The following is a 17,802-nucleotide window of genomic DNA, read 5'->3' as shown; positions in this document are numbered from 1 at the left end:
CTTTTGGATGAAACCAATGAAAAGGATTTTAACAACCTGGCTTTGCCTAATCGCCTGTCTGAACCTGTATGCCCATACGACTTTGCAGCGCCTTGAACTTCATGGTTCGTTTTATGACATGGGCATACAGTATGCCGAAAAAACGGCAGACAAACTGATTGCGCAAAAAGCCTTATCCATTCAGAGTCTTTACCCCGATGATCCGGTTAAAAAACGGAAATTCGAACGCCTGGTAAAAAAGTGGCTTAAACAAGCCAGACTTCGTTACCCGCCTGAACTTTATGAATTTATAGAAGGCGAGGCCAACAGCGATTTTGCCAAAACCCATGGCCTGACCATGGATGATTTTATTTTCCTTGATCAGAGCATTCTACTGACTCTCTTCGCGAAAGAATTAAAGCACGGTCCCTCTGTTGAGTCCTGCTCATTTCTGGGTTTAAAAGACGGTACTGTCATGGCAGGGCGTAATTTTGATTACCCCAGGGACTATCTGGCCATGACCACCCGCTACCCTCAGGTCATTCTTTTTGAACACCCGAACAAAGCGCGTTACCCGCATCGCGTCATGAGCATTGGGCAACCGGGTCTGATTTCCGCCGCCACATTTATGAATGACCAGGGTTATTTCATGGCCATTAACGCCGGGGCCAGTGTTGGTAATGAGTACAAGGTGTTTCAAAGACGCTCTTATTTTGGTCAGATGCTGATTCAAATGTTCAAAACTACCCAGTTTGATCAACTGTCAAACTGGGTTCGTCACACGGCACCAGACTTTGGCTATCTGGTGAATATTGCCGGGCCAAAGGAAAATGATCTGCTGTCCTTCGAAGCCTCGCCATATAATGAAGTCCAGGGACATTATCCCCTCGATCAATTCCCGGAAGATGTGTTTAAAATCCGTTCACGCATACCCAGTCAGGCAGAGACTGTTGAACCGGAACTGGACAATAATAGGGACTTCCTGGTGGCCGCTAACACGTTTCGATTGTTGAATTGGCCGCTGTACCTGGGTCATGACCATGGCCAGCAGACACCCAGTTTTTCAGCTGAGCGTTACCTTCATCTAACCGAGTTGGCCCGGGCGCGACAGAACAGTTCCGCCGCGACACTCAAGGGCATCATGGAAAAAGAACTCAATACCCTGCAGACCGTTCCGGGTGCGACGGTGCATTACTGCGGCACTGATCCTCACTATCTCCGTGATCCCAGTGCGACATACTACAGCGTGGTTTTTGATACCGCCAGGCGACAAGCCTTTATTCGATTTCAACAAACCGACAACGCTGAAGCTGCCACCTGCGAAAGCCAGTGGACGCCTTGGCAGTCTGTCACCTTTTGAGCTGACGAGACGCCACAGCAAACGGTGAAATGGGCAAAAAACCGGCTCTTTTCCGCCACCACAACGCCTGGAAAAAATCAGAACGGGGAATGAGGGGGAGGGGGTGACATCGCTGGTTGTGATTACCTTTTTTTACGCATGTAGCCGGCAACCAATACAATCACTGCAATACCGAAAACAACCGCCGACAGCGATAGTTTTCCGAAGCCACCAAAATACCCTTCCACGAAATTCACATTAATGGATGGTTCGATGAGATCAGCATAGGCTGCCGTGACAGAAACCACTATCAGGCACAGGCCGGCAATAATTTTAACCAACACAATAGTTCTCCGATAATAATTGAACTGCCGTTTAAGATTAGGGAATAACCGAGGCCCGATTTCAGCGGCTTTAACATGGCAATGCGAATCAGCAGGGCTTCGACCAGAATGACAACCGCTTCGGTAACAACCCAGCTTAAGTTCGGTGCATGCGTTGCCTGCTCCAGATGGTGAAAGGCGATCTGGGCCAATGGATTGGTGACGCAGTTTAATCCTATAATAAAAGCCATCCATAGCCAGAATTCTTTTTGGGGGACCAAGCGTTTGATAATCAGTAAGAAAGCCGCCAACTCACACAGTATGGTCACGAGCAGTGTGGTGGTCATGTTTATGCTGTCAGCATCCATTTTTCCCTTTAGCTCCTACTTGCTTTCCCTGAGTTTACTGGGGGCGCCTCACGTCTATTACGAACTGGTTTATATTCGCAAACACATCGCCACGCAGTTACCGGCATCTTTTATGATTCTCGTGCTAAGCATACTCTCTTTCCTGGTTATTGTGAAAACCTTTCATCTGATACACCCTCTTCCCGCGATGACGCTTTTAGAACTTCTTTGTTTATTCTCTCTTTTATTTCTGTGCCTTTATTACAGCACCAACTGGCTGACCAGCCTCGTTCTGGCTGTGTTCACAAGCCTGCTGATTTTCAATGCAGCCCTGCTTTTGGTTATTCTCGCCTTTTTACATAACCTGACGCCCTGGGGCTTTCTGTCAGTGCAAAAAGCGTCATCGCGAGCCTGGGTTCTTTTTATTGTCAATCCTTGCGCTGTTTTTCTCTTAGCCCTTTATCTGACTGTCGATGCGCCTGTGTTTTCCCATCGGGAGATTCACCAGTTCTTGTCCCATTACATCCTCAATGCGTCTTACAGCACCCTGACCATCGCCTGGTTTGCAGCAGCCGTTTATCTGCAAATGATTCATTATTACTTTGTGCTGCGGGTGCTTCCAAACCAGGTGGGCATGACCTTGCCTGTTCATTTACCGGTACTGGCCGTTTTTGTATTATTCAGCGCCTTTTTCTTCTACGCCTTTTCAGTCACCAGAACAGTCTACGGCATCGCTGCCCTTTTTCATGCCTACCTTGAAATTCCCTTGCTGCTTTACCTTTTGCCCCTGATAGGGAAACTAACTGCCAACTCTGATCAAATAACCAACATTGTCAAAAAATAAGGTTCAATGATATTGTAATCGATGGGGGGGTAACTTGCGGTTTAAAGTCATCGATTAAGCTCCGTATACGATCGGGCTCCACAACTAATTAAGGATGATGCATGAAATATTTAGTGACTTACTGTGCCTTCGATACAGAAACCAGCAATCCTTTATGGCATAGCGCCTTTATTCTGTCTCAGTGGGATGAGCTGGAAGGCAATCAGGCGCCTATAGAGGTGGTCAATACTTACGGATTTTACGGCGTCCCCACAACCACGCGCAATACCTGGACAGCTAAACTGAAACTGCTTGTGGGGTTTGATGTCGATCTCAATGGCAATCACGGCATGCTTCGTTCAGAAGAAACCCGGTTTATGGATTTTGGTTCCGGCATGCACGGCGTTTCCTTTGAATTGACGATGGAACAGTTTCATGCCTTGCAGGGAAAATGCAAAAAAATGATCCAGGAGCAGGAAGACACCATTGAAGAAACGGCTCAATTTTTTAAATTAAAGGCCGCCGATAAAAAGCGAGTCTATGCCTATGAACAATGGTCCGCCTTAATTTATGAAACTGAAAAAATCCGCGCCAGCAATGAGGGCCGCGAGCCGCGTTTAAAACCCTTTGAAATTAATCCCTCGCTGACCTGGTCAGGACCTTCGTTAAGCCAGTCCCATACCTGCAAATCTCAGGCAATACGCTTGCTGGAAGGCGTACTGACTGCCAGCCAGATTGCCCGACTGACGGAAAATGGCAAACACCCTGCAGTCCCCCGCTACAGCGGTGTCATGGAACCCCTTGCACTTCACAGCGAAGGGCCCTTGAAAACCCATGTGAAGTCGGATGGAACAACCGTTCATTTTCGTGATGGTGCCGATCCCGCAGTGAAATTACGCTGGACCCTGCCCCCTCAGGAAATCGAAGCCCTCTCGGCAGATACTTTACGGCGGGTGACATTGCCTGAGGAACATTTGCCTCGAATCAGAACGCTTTGTAAACGTCTTCAACGTCTGGAGTGGTTATTCATTAATGCCGAATTACCGGCTTCTTATGAATCTTACCGCCAGGCGCTCATTGCGCTTATCCGCTCAAGCTATCAGGCATTTTCCAATCCAGCCCACAAAGAAGCGCTGACCGAGCTTCCTGGCTGGAAAGGGTATATGCGTCATCTGTTCTCTATTCCCAGAAATCAGTATGAGGTCACCTTGCTTGGCCAAATCAGGCAGGGCGAAGTCCTGCTAAATAGCCTCTACATGGCCATGGTGGACAATTGGAAAATTGAAAGCGAATGCCCTATGGAATCCATAAACACCTTAATGGCGAATGACTCCCAGGATGACGAGGGCTATAAAAATCCGGTTGAAGCCATTGCGGCTTATCTTCAAGAAAAAGATAAAGTACGCGCCTGCGAAATCATGGGCCGCAGTTATGTCAGTGCAGAGGAAGAGGAGGCAGACGAAGAAACCGCTTTCAGTGCAACCCCCGCGCTTCAATAAGTCAGAAGGGAACCGTGCCACGCGTGGTTCCCGCCCTCATTCTATTGAAATGACCTGTCAAATGCTGAATAATGGCAACGCCTCTTACATGACCTTGATGGTTAATTGATAACCATGTCGGAATTAAATCAATTAAATAACAGCGAGTTGCGGCAACTGTTAAACTCAAACAGGTTAAATGATCTATACGAGTTTCTGGATGAGGAAACCGTCGATGCCCTGATTGCCTACGGGCACAGAATCGCCCCGAAAATGCGCCGTAAGAATAAACTGTTGCAGGCCATATCCCTCCCACTGACCGATGCCTCAAGCTATCCACTGATCTTGTTATGGAGCGTGGTAGGCGTCGTCACCCTGGGGGTTATTTCCCTGTTGATCAGTACGAGCATTATGGCCTTGCTCTCTCTCTTAATGGGTGGGCTGTTTATTTATGCCAATTACAAAGAGTTGCATCGAGACGAACTTAAAAATAAAAAATATTGCTGCCTCTATGCGCTAAAAAACAAAACAGCCGATCTCCTGCTTGAAAGAAACGGCCTGGCCATGAAGACACAACGCATCCCCGAGTACATCAACAAAAACCGTGCCCTGCTTATCCGCGACGCAGTAAATACCACTGCGTTGATCTGCACGACCTTGTTTGGTACTTATTTTCTCGGAGTCAATGCGGTTTTAACCGCGTTTGAAGCGGCCGCCGTCGCGGGCTTGACCATTGGACCAGCGGGTTTTCTCATTGGCATTGGCCTGGCAGGTTTCATCAGCCTCTATTTAGGCTATCATTATTATCAATCAATAAAGGCTGATGATTACTGTAAATACCAAAAAAAATGCCTCACTACCATTGTGGAAAAAAAAACCACCGTCTGCGACGCTCTTCATAACCGCGACATTGAACTTGTTTCACCAAAAGAAATACAGACCAGGGGAACACTCGGTGTAAACTGCGCTCCCACCCGAAGTAAATTCCTGTTCACCCTGACCGCAGTCAAGGACAATGGCTTTTTTAAGCCCGCGGAGGAGGAATCGGAACCAGAAAAATTGCCGCTCCCGTTGACCATAGACTCCTATCGCTAAGTAAACCGTTTGTGACCCCACGCGATGACTTTTTCTGTCCCCGCTCTTGCCGGGAAAGGGGTTTGCATGTTCCTTTGAATAATCAGGTACTCACGTGTACTATGGGTGTGTTAGTTGGCGGATTAAGGATAATCAAGGGTTTCTATGGCATTGATTCTATTTCAACGCACGGGCGAAAAAGCAGGCGCTTTACTGCAATCCACTGTTTTCTTCTTTGTGTTTTTTGGTCATTTTTTTTATAGCCTGCTGTGTAACTGGAACGCCATTGCCTGGCGCGAATCCTTTATTGCCACCTTACGCGCCGGAACCTGGGTGGTAATCCCCCTGCTTTTCGTCAGTATGTTGATGGGCACCTCTCTGGCCGTCAGCATTCATTACATGCTGGCCTCGTATAACCTTCAGCATCAAGGCATGCTGATTGCCCAGAATACCGTCATTCATGATTTCGCGCCGTTAACCATTGGCTTCGTTCTTTGTACTCAGTGCGGTTTGAACCTCATTGATTTTTATCATCCAAGCCTTCATGAAGATCCGCAAAAAGTGTTGCTTGAAAACATCATTCCTCTTGTCGCCGGATTCAATGTCACGGCTCTGCTACTGTACACCTATGTCTCGTTAGGATTTTTAACCAGCATTTATTTAACTTTCTATTATTACCTTAAGGCCGATATCAATGAGTATTTAATCCGTTTAGGCGATGTCATTACTCTGGCTGATTTATTGAACTCTCTTTGTAAGACTATCCTCTATGCGACCATTGCCAGTTTCACAGCAGGTTATTATTATTATGATGTGGCCAATCGAATATTACCGACGAGGAAAGCGGTGTCACGCATCATTACACGCGGGTTGTTTTGGTTAATTATTGTAAGCGTCATATTAAAATTGTATCTCTCATAGCCACCGAAAAGGAATAGAATGCCCAGGGAACGTCAGGAACGCATCTACATAGGAATTGGTGTATTTATTTTTGGCGCGATCGTACTTGCCGCGCTGAGTCTGGTTTTTATGTACAAAGAATACATGCATGGTAAAGTTGAGACCTATACCATGTTTTTTAAAGGATCCTTAAATGGCTTGAATGTCACCTCCCCCATCACGTACCGCGGCGTTAAAATCGGTGAAGTCAAACGCATCGAATTGACTGCGAATAAATCAAAATCCAATGTGGCCATTCCAGTCTATGTTGAGTTTTTTGTCGAAAAGTCCTTCGTCCAGAAAGACAACCCCATTCAAATTCTGATTGATAACGGCATCGTGGCGACAATCACCGCACCCAATATACTCACCGGCACAGCCAGCATCGAATTGGTGCCTTCGGAAAACAAACAGAGAACAACCCCGTTGATTCGAACCTTCCACGGCTATTCCATGTTCCCAACCGAAACGTCCAACGAAGACGACATGACCGCCAATGATACCCTGCGCGCTGCACGGAAAACCTTACGGGACATCAGTAATTTAATTCGCTCCAAAGAATTCAAAGACACCATTGTCGCCATTAAAGACATGGCGGCCAGTATTGATAAATTAGCCATCGCCATCTCCGAACGCATGCCAGGTACCTTTGTCTACTTTAATGAAAGCATGAGGGAAGTAGCCAAGGCCGCTTATTCTGTCCGCAACTTAAGCGATTACCTTTCCCGTCACCCTGAATCTCTGCTGCGGGGTAAATCATGAAGCGCGCTATCGGACTACTGATCAGTGCAAGTCTGATTCTTACCGCCTGTTCACGCAGTAAAGACCCATCTTATTATGTGCTGAATCCGGTTGCAGCACCGGTGAATCAAAGCAATCAATACATTCATGTCAGGCTGGGCATTGAACGGGTCAGCGTACCGGATTACCTCGATAAACCGCAGTTAAGCCTTTATTACACACCCAACCTCAGCGAATTACAGGAAGATTCGCAATGGGCAGAAGAAGTCCGGGGCAATGTGAAACGCGTCATTAAATCCAATCTGTCCACTTTTTTATCTGGCGCTCTCGTTGAACTGGCGCCCTGGGATATTAAATTCAAACCCAACTATCAGTTGCAGGTCGATATTTCGCAATACAAAGTGACCGCTCAAGGGCAAAGCATTTTACAGGCGGAATATGTCATTTATAAAGGTGACGAACCCTTTAAGAAATACAAGGTAGCCTACACGGAAAAACTGCCGATGGTAAACCCCAACACCATGGTCATCAGCATGAACAATAACTTGACCCGGTTGACCCGGGATATTGCCAGGCACCTCCCCCGCGCTTAATCAATGCGGCCTCCCGCCTGTTGAATGTGATGAAGAATGTAGGCCTGTACGTCTTCGCTCACCTGCGCGCTTGGAAAGGTTATGAATTGACTCTTTGAAAAAAAGAACAACCACAGGTCATCATAGCGCCACACTTCCTTAATGGCTGACCAGGGGAAGGTGCTGGTGCCGGCGCTGGAAGAAATGGTTGCGCTGTTTTCTGCCGCAATAAACGACGCCACAGGCGAGCCCATTTCCCTGAATTTATGCCAGGCATTACGAAAATGCACCAGGTAGAGCGTTAAAATCATTAAAAAACTGAGAAGCAACACCGCCCCCAACGCCCCGATCCACCAGGAACGGTTGCCCTGATAAAGCAGAATAAAAAAAACCAGAGTCATGATGACCAGTGCAATCGGGTAGACCAGACCCACCGTTCTTTTCCAAAAGCGGAAAATGGCTTTACGAACCATGGATTCATCATAGGTCAGGGTAATCTGGTGCATGATCATCACTTCACGGCCTGTTTATAAAAAGATAGCAGTTATTCGGTATCTGCTCTAATTTTTAACTAAAAAACTGGTCAATCCCCGTTTAAAGGCAGTACTATAACGACCTTATCAGTTACTCTGGGTATTGTCCTTATGAACACATTGAAAAAAGCCGTGGGCCGCTTTATTTTTATGAGCCGCTGGCTTCAGGCCCCCCTGTATCTCGGCCTGATTGTTATTTTAGCCACGTATGTCTACCGTTTTATTGCTGAGCTTTACCATCTTATCAGCCATTTAAATGGGGTGGATGACAATCAAATCATGCTCGGCGTATTAAGCCTGATTGACGTGGTCATGATTGCTAACTTGCTCATTATGGTGGTCATGGGCGGTTATGAAACCTTCATCTCACGTCTTGATCTGGATGCTCATCCCGATCAGCCGGAATGGCTGGATCACCTTGATGCAGGGGCTATGAAAATTAAACTGGCCCTGGCGTTAATCGGCATTTCATCCATTCATTTATTGCGTACATTCATCGATCCCTCAAGGATGGCCAACGACAAGGTCATGTGGCAGGTTCTCATTCATCTTACCCTGCTGGTCTCCGCTTTAGCCATTGCTTACACCAACAAACTTTTGTCTTCCGGCAGCAAACATCATTCCACTGAGTAGACTGACAAACATTATTGCATCATGGTCATCCTTATGCCATGATGACCACGTTAACTATTGATTTGGATTTAGATATGTTAAAAAAAATAGCCGTTTTGTCGCTTGGCACTGCCTCTCCTGTGTTAATGGCGAGTAACGCCGTAGACCTTTATCAGGCCCCGCTTTCCAGTTTAAACTCCTTTTCCCTCATCCAGCCTCAAGCCCATCTCGCCGCAGCTAAAAAGACTGCACCGCAAGAAAATGCCTTGCAACAGATCAGTCAAACACGGGAAAACAACAAAACCATTACCCGTTTTCAACAGCTCTACAAAGGAATCCCGGTGATTGGCGCCCAGGTTATGGTTGCCAAATCAACCACCGCCGCACTGGCGGCCACTGCCGAGGGCGAAGTGAACGGCCAGTTGATCAACGAATTAGACTTAAACACGCAACCCGCACTCAGTGCCCATCAAGCCATTGCTGTCGCGGAAAAAGACTATCAAACCACTCATACCAGTGAACTCCGCTCTGTTCGCAGTGAATTACAAATCCGTATGGAAGAACCCAATACGCCCCGTCTGGTCTATCTGGTTGCCTTTAAGACTGTCGAGGGCAGCAAACCAGCGCAGCCAACCTTCATCATTGACGCGCAATCCGGCGCGGTTTTGAGTCAATGGAACGATGTCAAAACCTACGGTGATAGCGGCCCTGGAGGAAATGAGAAAGTTCATGAGTACTGGTACGGTAAAGACGGCCTGCCGGCATTGGAAGTGACTCAGCGCGGCGACACATGCATCATGGATGATTCGAAAGTGCGACTGGTTAATTTAAATTCCAAGTGGGATTGGGACGACAAAATCATGACCCCCCATCAATATCCCTGCAATGCCAACATCGAAGAAACCGTGAACGGCGCCTATTCGCCAACGGATGACGCTTATTATTTCGGTCACACCATCATTGACATGTACAAAGACTGGTACGGAGTCAATGCGTTGCAAAACACCAAAGGCAAGGCGATACCTCTCGTGATGCGCGTTCATTTCGGTGACGGGTATGACAATGCCTTCTGGGATGGTCAGACCATGTCATTTGGCGATGGCACCGATTTTTATCCCCTGGTTTCGCTTGATGTCGCAGGACATGAGGTTACGCATGGCTTTACCGAGCAACACGCAGGCCTTGAATACCATGATCAACCCGGAGCGCTCAATGAATCCTTATCGGATATGGGCGGTCAGGCGACCCGCGCTTACCTGTTAGAAAAAAATCCCTTGCTCTTCAGCAAGACCAATTTAAATCCCACGGCAGTGACCTGGGGTATTGGTGAGACCATCGTGAAGGATTCGTTTGGCAAAGCGCTGCGTTTTATGGATTATCCCTCTTCAGATGGCAGTTCGGCAGATTGTCTTGATAAGACGATCGCCCGCAGCAGTGGCAGCTATTGCGCAATCAGTTATCCTGAACTGGTGGCTTTTGCCAAATCACGCATCTCGGATCCGCAGGATCAGCAAAGTTTCATTGTTCACACGGCCAGCGGCGTGTTTAACAAAGCATTTTATCTGTTATCCCAGAAAATTGGCATCAAAAAAGCCTACCATGCCATGGTCGTTGCCAACACCCGTTACTGGACACCAACAACCGATTTCAAAAACGGGGCTTGCGGTGTTTTGTATGCCGCTAACGATTTGAAACTGGATTTGAAAACCTTTAAAACGGCCTTTGCACAAGTGGGTGTCATGACCACTCAATGCCGCGTATAAGGTCGCTATCCGGTTCATCTGGCATCCGCTTCATCTCCCCCGCGCAGGCGGGGGATCCCTGCGCCCCTCATTTAAAAATTCACAATAGCCTGTAAGGCAAAGGTATCGCGATTGCCACGGTAACCTTTGACCTGCCGTTCAAGGCCTGAAGCCATGACTGACTGTTTGTAATTGAGGTCTTTAAAATATTGCAACTGCAGGGTGAGGTAAGGCTTTGGAAACAAAGCCAGACCAACGCCAGCTCGTTTTTCGGGCAATTGCAGAGCCAGCGCCTGAAAGGATTGATCATAAAAAACACTGGCTTTGACTGGAACAGTCCTTACCTGGAACGCATACCCACTTTGCACGCTCAAGGCCTTGGGTGCAGCCCCTTGGTTCTGGTAGGCCAGTTCATTGCTATCAAAGCGCCGCAAAGCCGAAACGAAAGTCAGGTAGGTTGAATAGCCACGATAATGCCAGTTCACATAAGCCGCTCCTCCCGGCACATGGCTATTGATAGTGGAAAACAGGTACCCTCCAAATCCCTTATTGTATTGAAACAGTTGGCTCTCAGCGAATGAATAGAGATAACTGAAACCCACATCGTAATACTCATTGTGCCAACCCGTATTGAGATTGTAATAATAATCAAGTGTTGAAGAACGCACCCGTGAATGAGGAGAAAACAGGGACACGCTGCCATAGACGCGGTTATCAAAAGCCATGACTAACGTATCTTCATTCGTCTGGCCCATGGCCTTCGTCAAGGGTTTATAAATCAGATCATTTTTATAATTGCCGAAAGGAAGCCATTTTCTGCCGGCATCGACGTAAAACCAAGCCATGGCAGGCTCGTGCAAACCCAGGTAAAGTTGCTCAAAATACAATTCTGGCGTGACTGGTGTGGGCAAGGTGTTGTAAATCAACAAGCCTTTGATCTGGCTTTTTTCCCGGAAAGCCCAATCGGACTCAAGCTTTACATTGGATAATTGTTGATTGAGTAAATAACGTTCTCCTGCCATCGCGGAATCACTGACGTTAAAAAACACATGCCCCTGGTAGGAGAATCGCTCATTTTCAAAAGGATGAGGCAAGGCGGCAACTGAACTGGAGAGGATAAACAAGCCACCCAAGGCAGGTTTTTTCATGGCATGGATAAGAATAAAATTAAATGATAATGATTATCATTTACGTTTGCAAGATGCTTTGTCCAATTACGAGTGAGACGACAGATTGTTTCCTTGATCGGGTTTGAAATGGCGTCGGCATTGAAGCCGGGTACAGAGGATCTTCTTGCCATTGGTTGCATAAAAGAAGGTATCGCCCACGCGGCCTTCGTGCATTTTGAACATTTTTTTATAGGGAAAGTACTCGCTGGCATTGGTCATGCTTTTGGTGGTTTTTTTAAACCCTGGCGGCAGAATCGGCTTCGTTAAATCCCAATCCAGGTAGGAGACATGGCTTGAAAAAACATGGCATAACGCCAATGCATTGAAGGCAAAAACCAGATCATACTGAATGATCTGATTAGCGTAGGGCGTTTGTCCGGGAAAATCCATGGTCGGGGTGGTGTTAACCAGTTGCAGACGAGGCTCCCGGGTTAGCAGCAGATAATTTAACAGAGGGATGTAACGCTGCCATTCATCCTCGTTCATAACCGGTAGAGGCAAGCCCTGCTGTATTGTCATTTCTATTCGCTGAATCAACGCCATCATGGCGGGTTCAATGGACAGGTAATAATTCACGGCCATGGCTTTAACCAGCCCAATAACGAGATCGTGCATGGCCGAATCAGGTTTTTCAATGGCCGCCAGTTCAGCAAAAAAACCATTCAATTCCTCGCTGGTCAGGGGTTCAAATCGAGTAAGGCGGGTTAAAAAAAGGTGGACAGCATGCGGCACCTCGTCGTCAAGGATGCGATGGTTTTCTGCGTAATTTATAGCTTGAATTTTTACAGAAAAAGAAATAGCCCCTTGTTCAATCAGTCCTTTAACCATCATCGTACAGCAAAGCGACTACTCTCATGTAATTATAGCTCAAATGGGCCCTTCCAGTAGAAACAAGACAGCCTGGGATGCGTTTTTTTAAGACCAAAATAAAAAATGCTCCCCTTTACTAACCACTGAATAATCAATACATTACGTCCATTATTATCTGGCGTTGAAAAAGATGAAAAAATACTTACTCCCCTTGCTGTGTATTGCCTCCCTTAGCCACGCCCACTGCCCGATTTACTTCAAGAAGGGTACCCTGCCCATCCAGCAGGATCCTTTATTTGCACTGGTTTCATCCAGCGTCTCTTGCCCTGAAACGATTACCGCCTTCACTGCCCTGTTGCGTGACAATGGCTTAAATCAGCAAATAAGTCTGGTTGCCAACCGGGGCCGCAACAATCCTTCACAAGGAAGCTTCAGCTTCTTTACCTCCATTTACGGTGCGATGCGGGACGGTAAGTCAGTCGCACACGGTGATTTCTTTATTGGCTATTTCACTGATCAGAAAGAAGGCCTCATTCATCTTGATCAACAGGCGGAAGCGGGCAAATTAGTGATTGAAGTGATTGCCTGGGATAACGACAAAGCGCTGTATAATTTTTATGAATTACGGGGGATTGATGGCAGTCAAACCCGCTGGTTTTATCGGGGAAAATTCGAAAGATGCTTATCGCGACAACCGCTTTTTATATCGCCACAATCCCCCGGATGAAGCCCATTTCGGCCAGCGTATGCGTTGCTCGGCCTGTCACAATTCAGGCGGCCCAATTCTTAAGGAAATGAAAGCGCCCCACAATGATTGGTGGACAAGCGCACGGCCTTTGGACTTCGCACCCAATCGGCTTGATGAGGAAACCGCCTTGCTACTGTCTCAAGTCAGTGCAGCCCCTTTGTTGGCAAATGATGTCAAACAAGGCATGGAGAAACTTCGTCAATCCGTTAAAATGCGATCGTTTATCAATCGCTTAAGTTTACAGGAACAGCTTCGCCCCCTCTTCTGCACCACTGAAATTAATCTGGAATCCAGTGTTAAAAATTCCCGGGTTTCTATCCCTTCAGCATTCTGGCTCAATCCACTGCTCGGTCAGATGAAGTCATCATTAGCCACTCCTGTGTATGCCTCTTTATTGAATCAATGGAATATGCGCTTTCCCGAAACGTCCTTGCAGGATGCCGATCATCCCTGGCTTACACCGGTTAAAGGCTATAATGATCAGCAGGCGATTCGCCAGCTGCTTCGGAATAAAATCATTGATAAGCACTTCGTTCAGGCGGTCCTGATGATTGACTATCAGCATCCTGTGTTTTCCCAAACGCGCTGTGAACTCTTAACCCGTCTACCGTTAGAGAATAAGCCGGGTTGGCAGGATGAATTTATTGAGAATTTAAATCGGTCTGAACACCTGACCGCAGGCAGGCAACTCGCTCGTTTTCTCACAAAGACAAACAGCAAGGAATGGCAAACAATTATTGGTCAATATCGCCAATCGGTGCGGCAGTTGTTGCGAACCGAATCGGGCGCTGCTGCCAGTTTTCAGCAATTACTTTGGCTGCGCCAACGTGTGTTTGACAGTGAGATATCCCAAAATCCCCTCGGACAAATTCTTGAGCCGGGATTTCGAGTGATTTTTCCACACTCGCTAAAAAGCACATAGAGTCTAAGGGGGCTTATACCCCCTGCCCTTTGGGATTTTTGCACTGTGCCAAATCAATCCCTTTTTCTTTTAATGCCGCAGCCAGTGCGTCGCGTGTGGGATAGGAATAAATGCTCCATGACACCCCGTAATTACCGCGTTTGCCTTCAAAAAAATAAAAAATGTCATCCAGGTAAGGATTGCTTTTGGGGTGCCTGACAAATTGTTCCGGGGCACAAACAAAATCATCAGGTTGAATATTATACATATTGGCCTGCAACTTGTTGTAGTTAGCAAATTGGCTGCCCGTATGATAAATCACATACAGGAGCGGCAGTAAGCAGACAAACGGAATCAGCAGCGCCATCATTGATTGGTCGGGACGTGATGCCTTATTCAGTCTACGGGCATAAAACAGGCTGGCGAAAACAATCAAAGGGTAAAGCCAAATGTAGTAGCCGACGATGGAGACATAATGTGACGCAACGCCTGGCCCACCACAAAGACCGCTGTAACAAACATAGAAGGTAATGGCATAAGGAACCACCAACAGGGAAAACCAGACCAAAGCCAACAGAAAAGTACGTGTAAATTGTTTCATGAGCAATCACCTTAAAACGAATCAAATCCTTGATAATCCTGCCAGGGAAGATCTTCTCGACTATGCTCTTCCACACGGGCTAAACGCGGACCTTTTTTTATCCACGCATAAAACAGATTGAGTTTATCCACCTCCCCACAGGCAAAAATTTCTACACGCCCATCCTTGAGATTACGTGCCCAACCGGTAATGCCCAGTCTGAATGCCTCCTCTTTGGCGGAAGCCCGATACCATACTCCCTGCACTTTGCCTGCAACAAAACAGCGCATACACGATGGATTAGTCATAGGAATTTCTTACTGGTTTGCGTAGTATTAGAGTTTATGCTTATTTTACAAAGAAGTGGAGATGAAAATGGCCATCTGGTACAGCGAGTTTGGTATTGACGATTTGAATCGCCGCGGAAGCAACACCCTGTCTGAGTTACTGGGCATTCAGTTTATTGAAATTGGCGAGGATTACCTGACCGCCTCCATGCCCGTTGATGATCGTACGCGGCAACCCATCGGCATTCTCCATGGCGGCGCCAATGTGGTGTTGGCAGAGACCGTAGCCAGTACTGCAGCCAATGCCGTGATTGATATCAAGCGCTTTTATTGTGTAGGACTGGAAATCAACGCCAACCACCTTCGCTCCGTCAAAGAAGGGCTGGTCACGGCTGTCGCCTCACCAGTGCATCTGGGGCGTACGACGCAAGTTTGGCAGATTGCCATTTACAACGAGCAAGGTAAACAGACCTGCATTTCACGAATGACAGCGGCAGTCATTGCCCGCTAGGTTGGTTATGATGAGAAAAAATCTTATCCTCGTGCTCGTGTCCTTTGCCATGTTCATGGAATCCGTGGATACCACGGTCATTAACACCGCCATTCCAGTGATGGCCAAAAGCCTTAAGGTCTATCCCATCGATTTAAAACTGGCGTTAATAAGCTACCTGCTCAGCCTGGCTATTTTTATCCCCATCAGTGGTTGGATTGCGGATAAATTCGGGGTTAAAAAAGTCTTCATGTGTGCCATTGCCGTGTTTACGTTAAGCTCCATCTGGTGTGGCTTTACCCAAAGCCTGCCGGAACTGATTGCAGCCCGCATTGTGCAGGGCCTGGGTGGTTCATTGACCATGCCCGTCGGTCGTCTGATTATTATCCGCACCTGTGAGCGCCACGAACTGGTTGCCAAAATGAGCATTGTGGTGATGGTGGCGGCCATTGGCATGATGCTTGGTCCGGTTGTTGGCGGTTTCATCACCAGTCACTTTTCCTGGCGGTGGATATTCTGGGTGAATGCGCCCATCGGCGCACTGGCTTTAGTGCTTGCCCGGAAATTGCTGCCGTCTATGCCGCCAAGGCCGGTACCCAGCCTGGATAAGATCGGGTTTATCCTGTTCGGTAGTGGACTGGCCACGTTAACCTTTGGCTTGTCCACGTTGAGCGAATCCCACACCAGAAACTCGCATTCGCTGTTGACCCTCGCCATGGCGGTGCTGCTGCTGTTATTTTATAGCTGGCATTCGCGCAATAAAACGCATCCGGTGGTTAAGGTAAGTCTGCTTCGCCTGCGTACCTTTCGGGTTTCCATCACCGGGAATCTTCTGGCACGGCTGGGCTTTGGTGGTATTCCCTTTCTGCTTCCCCTGCTGTTTCAGCTTAGCCTTGGATTTTCCCCGGAGCTTTCAGGGCTGCTTCTGGCGCCGATCGCCTTAGGGGTTTTACTGGTTAAGCCATTGTCGCTTGCGATTTTGAGACTCTTTGGCTATAAGAAGCTGTTGATCCTCAACACAGTCCTGGTGGCGCTGGGGCTGTTTTCCTTTGCCTTGGTTAATCAACAAACATCCCTTTACCTTATTACCACCCTGACTTTCGCTTACGGATTTTTAATCTCACTGCAATACACGGGCATGAATTCCTTAGCTTATGCCAATCTTGCCCCCGATGACATCAGTGCTGCCACCAGCATCATGAGCACGACCCAGCAACTCGCACAAAGCTTCGGGGTGGCGGTAGCTGCCGTTTTGGTGCGGATTTTTGCAGCCGCCAACAACGAAACTTTATTAAGCCTTAAAACCTTTCATGAATCGTTTATCGCCTTGGGGATATTAACCTTGTGCTCCGTGGCTGTTTTTATTTCTTTAAAAAAAGAGGATGGCGATGAGTTAATTCATGGGCCTCTGGAAAATGCCCGGGCCAACTAGAAAAAACCAATGACCAGACCGCCGCCAATGGATCGTTCCAGGCTGTTTAAAGCACCGTAAAGGCGCTGGTTGTAAACCACATCCACCGTCAGATTTTTTGCTACCAGAAAAACCAACCCGGTATCGGCATTCACACCCCAACCCTGATTCGGCGCTGTGCGGCTTTGGGCATAGGCTTCAACATACAGGTTAATTTTATCCTGCAATGGCCATCCGGCAAGAATCAGGGGATTCATGCTGAAGTAGCGTTGATTGCCATCCACCGGTTGAGTCACGAATGAAGCAAAACCCACTTGCGCCGCAATCCCAAACCCGGAATCAAAACTGTAATTGTAAATGCCATTCACCATGCAGCCATTTTTACGGCTGCCAAAATTTTTACCTCCTGAGGGTGGTGAAATGGCCGCCTGCAGCGTAACCAACTGATGGTCGTCATGATAGGCAATGCGTTTAGCCCCTACTGTCACACCACTGTAGCCGACCTGACGAGGTGTGGATTGCCAGTTGTAAGTGGGGGGTAACATATCAATTTCGGTATGGCGTCCCAAACCGAACCGCCACTCCATCTGCGGGAGATTTTGACTGAAGCCATTGGGTGTGGTTTGCTGGTAAGTATACCCGGATTCAATAAGTAACGACCTGGCAGGGACGATGCAGGCGCTTAAGGCCTCGGAAGGCCTGTCCACCAATGACAACAGGCGGTTTTCGCCACTGCAAAGTGGCACCTCGCTGGCTTGCAGGGGAAAAATGACAAAGGCCAGCAGGCAGCGAAACAGTAAGGCTTGATAAACACCATTCATGCAGCAATCCATTGATGCAATACTAAAATGACACTTTACCCGGCTTGGCTGTTATTGACAAATCGCCTTAATCAAAAAGCGAG

21 protein-coding genes are annotated in these 17,802 nt (G+C 47.5%); 13 read left to right on the top strand and 8 right to left on the bottom strand.

The features are described from left to right. The first annotated feature begins 16 nt into the window (after window positions 1-16). On the top strand, window positions 17-1,339 hold the full coding sequence (locus tag GH742_RS03895) for a hypothetical protein (protein ID WP_203456183.1): 1,323 nt from the start codon (window positions 17-19) through the stop codon (window positions 1,337-1,339). A gap of 122 nt (window positions 1,340-1,461) precedes the next feature. Here GH742_RS03895 and GH742_RS03890 read toward each other — a convergent pair whose 3' ends face one another. Both GH742_RS03890 and GH742_RS03885 read right to left on the bottom strand, forming a co-directional pair. Then, window positions 1,462-1,662 carry a hypothetical protein gene (locus tag GH742_RS03890; RefSeq protein ID WP_203456182.1) on the bottom strand — a complete coding sequence of 67 codons (201 nt, stop codon included), beginning with the start codon at window positions 1,660-1,662 and terminating at the stop codon, window positions 1,462-1,464. Further along, entirely contained in the window at window positions 1,629-1,988 is a 360-nt protein-coding gene (locus GH742_RS03885; protein WP_203456181.1) for a hypothetical protein, read from the bottom strand. Before GH742_RS03885 ends, GH742_RS03890 begins: the two co-directional genes overlap by 34 nt. On the opposite strand from GH742_RS03885, the gene GH742_RS03880 reads away from it, so the two are divergent. The 6 genes from GH742_RS03880 to GH742_RS03855 all read left to right on the top strand — a co-directional run bounded on the left by GH742_RS03880 (window position 1,963) and on the right by GH742_RS03855 (window position 7,636). Beyond that, a complete protein-coding gene (locus GH742_RS03880; protein WP_203456180.1) occupies window positions 1,963-2,832 on the top strand; it encodes a hypothetical protein in 870 nt (289 codons plus the stop codon). The two genes, GH742_RS03885 and GH742_RS03880, sit on opposite strands and share 26 nt — an antisense overlap. Before the next feature lie 101 nt (window positions 2,833-2,933). Next, entirely contained in the window at window positions 2,934-4,310 is a 1,377-nt protein-coding gene (locus tag GH742_RS03875) for a hypothetical protein (RefSeq protein ID WP_203456179.1), read from the top strand. A gap of 114 nt (window positions 4,311-4,424) precedes the next feature. Then, window positions 4,425-5,384 (top strand): hypothetical protein, encoded by a 960-nt coding sequence (locus GH742_RS03870; protein ID WP_203456178.1) that lies wholly within the window; start codon window positions 4,425-4,427, stop codon window positions 5,382-5,384. A 144-nt stretch (window positions 5,385-5,528) separates the two neighbouring features. Continuing rightward, window positions 5,529-6,284: an ABC transporter permease gene (locus GH742_RS03865; RefSeq protein WP_203456177.1), complete on the top strand. Its 756-nt coding sequence runs from the start codon at window positions 5,529-5,531 to the stop codon at window positions 6,282-6,284. 18 nt (window positions 6,285-6,302) lie between these two features. After that, complete coding sequence (locus GH742_RS03860) at window positions 6,303-7,064, top strand: MlaD family protein (RefSeq protein ID WP_203456176.1); 762 nt, start codon at window positions 6,303-6,305, stop codon at window positions 7,062-7,064. Continuing rightward, on the top strand, window positions 7,061-7,636 hold the full coding sequence (locus GH742_RS03855; RefSeq protein WP_203456175.1) for a membrane integrity-associated transporter subunit PqiC: 576 nt from the start codon (window positions 7,061-7,063) through the stop codon (window positions 7,634-7,636). Before GH742_RS03860 ends, GH742_RS03855 begins: the two co-directional genes overlap by 4 nt. Here GH742_RS03855 and GH742_RS03850 read toward each other — a convergent pair. After that, window positions 7,633-8,121 (bottom strand): YcxB family protein, encoded by a 489-nt coding sequence (locus GH742_RS03850; protein WP_203456174.1) that lies wholly within the window; start codon window positions 8,119-8,121, stop codon window positions 7,633-7,635. The genes GH742_RS03855 and GH742_RS03850 overlap by 4 nt on opposite strands. A gap of 138 nt (window positions 8,122-8,259) precedes the next feature. Here GH742_RS03850 and GH742_RS03845 point away from each other — a divergent pair, with 138 nt between their 5' ends. Together GH742_RS03845 and GH742_RS03840 are read left to right on the top strand one after the other, a co-directional pair. Next, on the top strand, window positions 8,260-8,781 hold the full coding sequence (locus GH742_RS03845) for a TIGR00645 family protein (RefSeq protein ID WP_203456173.1): 522 nt from the start codon (window positions 8,260-8,262) through the stop codon (window positions 8,779-8,781). Window positions 8,782-8,855: 74 nt separating this feature from the next. Continuing rightward, the gene (locus GH742_RS03840) at window positions 8,856-10,523 is read left to right on the top strand and encodes a M4 family metallopeptidase (protein ID WP_203456172.1); all 1,668 of its coding nucleotides are present in this window, start codon (window positions 8,856-8,858) and stop codon (window positions 10,521-10,523) included. 71 nt (window positions 10,524-10,594) lie between these two features. On the opposite strand, the gene GH742_RS03835 is transcribed toward GH742_RS03840, so the two are convergent. Both GH742_RS03835 and GH742_RS03830 read right to left on the bottom strand, forming a co-directional pair. Beyond that, entirely contained in the window at window positions 10,595-11,650 is a 1,056-nt protein-coding gene (locus GH742_RS03835) for an LbtU family siderophore porin (protein ID WP_203456171.1), read from the bottom strand. A 66-nt stretch (window positions 11,651-11,716) separates the two neighbouring features. Beyond that, window positions 11,717-12,502 (bottom strand): hypothetical protein, encoded by a 786-nt coding sequence (locus tag GH742_RS03830; protein WP_203456170.1) that lies wholly within the window; start codon window positions 12,500-12,502, stop codon window positions 11,717-11,719. Between the two features lie 169 nt (window positions 12,503-12,671). On the opposite strand from GH742_RS03830, the gene GH742_RS15585 reads away from it, so the two are divergent. Both GH742_RS15585 and GH742_RS03825 read left to right on the top strand, forming a co-directional pair. Continuing rightward, window positions 12,672-13,208 carry a hypothetical protein gene (locus GH742_RS15585; protein ID WP_239005270.1) on the top strand — a complete coding sequence of 179 codons (537 nt, stop codon included), beginning with the start codon at window positions 12,672-12,674 and terminating at the stop codon, window positions 13,206-13,208. Beyond that, the gene (locus tag GH742_RS03825) at window positions 13,117-14,151 is read left to right on the top strand and encodes a hypothetical protein (protein ID WP_239005269.1); all 1,035 of its coding nucleotides are present in this window, start codon (window positions 13,117-13,119) and stop codon (window positions 14,149-14,151) included. The genes GH742_RS15585 and GH742_RS03825 overlap by 92 nt, the downstream gene beginning before the upstream one ends. 13 nt (window positions 14,152-14,164) lie before the next feature. Here GH742_RS03825 and GH742_RS03820 read toward each other — a convergent pair whose 3' ends face one another. Together GH742_RS03820 and GH742_RS03815 are read right to left on the bottom strand one after the other, a co-directional pair. After that, on the bottom strand, window positions 14,165-14,731 hold the full coding sequence (locus tag GH742_RS03820; RefSeq protein ID WP_203456169.1) for a hypothetical protein: 567 nt from the start codon (window positions 14,729-14,731) through the stop codon (window positions 14,165-14,167). Between the two features lie 11 nt (window positions 14,732-14,742). Continuing rightward, a complete protein-coding gene (locus tag GH742_RS03815) occupies window positions 14,743-15,018 on the bottom strand; it encodes an acylphosphatase (RefSeq protein ID WP_203456168.1) in 276 nt (91 codons plus the stop codon). A 61-nt stretch (window positions 15,019-15,079) separates the two neighbouring features. Between GH742_RS03815 and GH742_RS03810 the strand changes: the two genes are divergently transcribed. Both GH742_RS03810 and GH742_RS03805 read left to right on the top strand, forming a co-directional pair. Further along, a complete protein-coding gene (locus GH742_RS03810) occupies window positions 15,080-15,508 on the top strand; it encodes a hotdog fold thioesterase (RefSeq protein ID WP_239005268.1) in 429 nt (142 codons plus the stop codon). A 10-nt stretch (window positions 15,509-15,518) separates the two neighbouring features. Further along, a complete protein-coding gene (locus GH742_RS03805; RefSeq protein ID WP_203456836.1) occupies window positions 15,519-16,919 on the top strand; it encodes a DHA2 family efflux MFS transporter permease subunit in 1,401 nt (466 codons plus the stop codon). Here the strand turns inward: GH742_RS03805 and GH742_RS03800 are convergent. Continuing rightward, window positions 16,916-17,719: a hypothetical protein gene (locus GH742_RS03800; protein ID WP_203456167.1), complete on the bottom strand. Its 804-nt coding sequence runs from the start codon at window positions 17,717-17,719 to the stop codon at window positions 16,916-16,918. The two genes, GH742_RS03805 and GH742_RS03800, sit on opposite strands and share 4 nt — an antisense overlap. Window positions 17,720-17,802: the final 83 nt, after the last annotated feature.

The sequence above is a fragment of the Legionella sp. MW5194 genome (assembly GCF_016864235.1).
GTDB lineage: Bacteria > Pseudomonadota > Gammaproteobacteria > Legionellales > Legionellaceae > Legionella_C.
The sequence above is the reverse complement of the archived record's forward strand: the minus strand, read 5'-3'. Positions and strand labels throughout refer to the sequence as shown.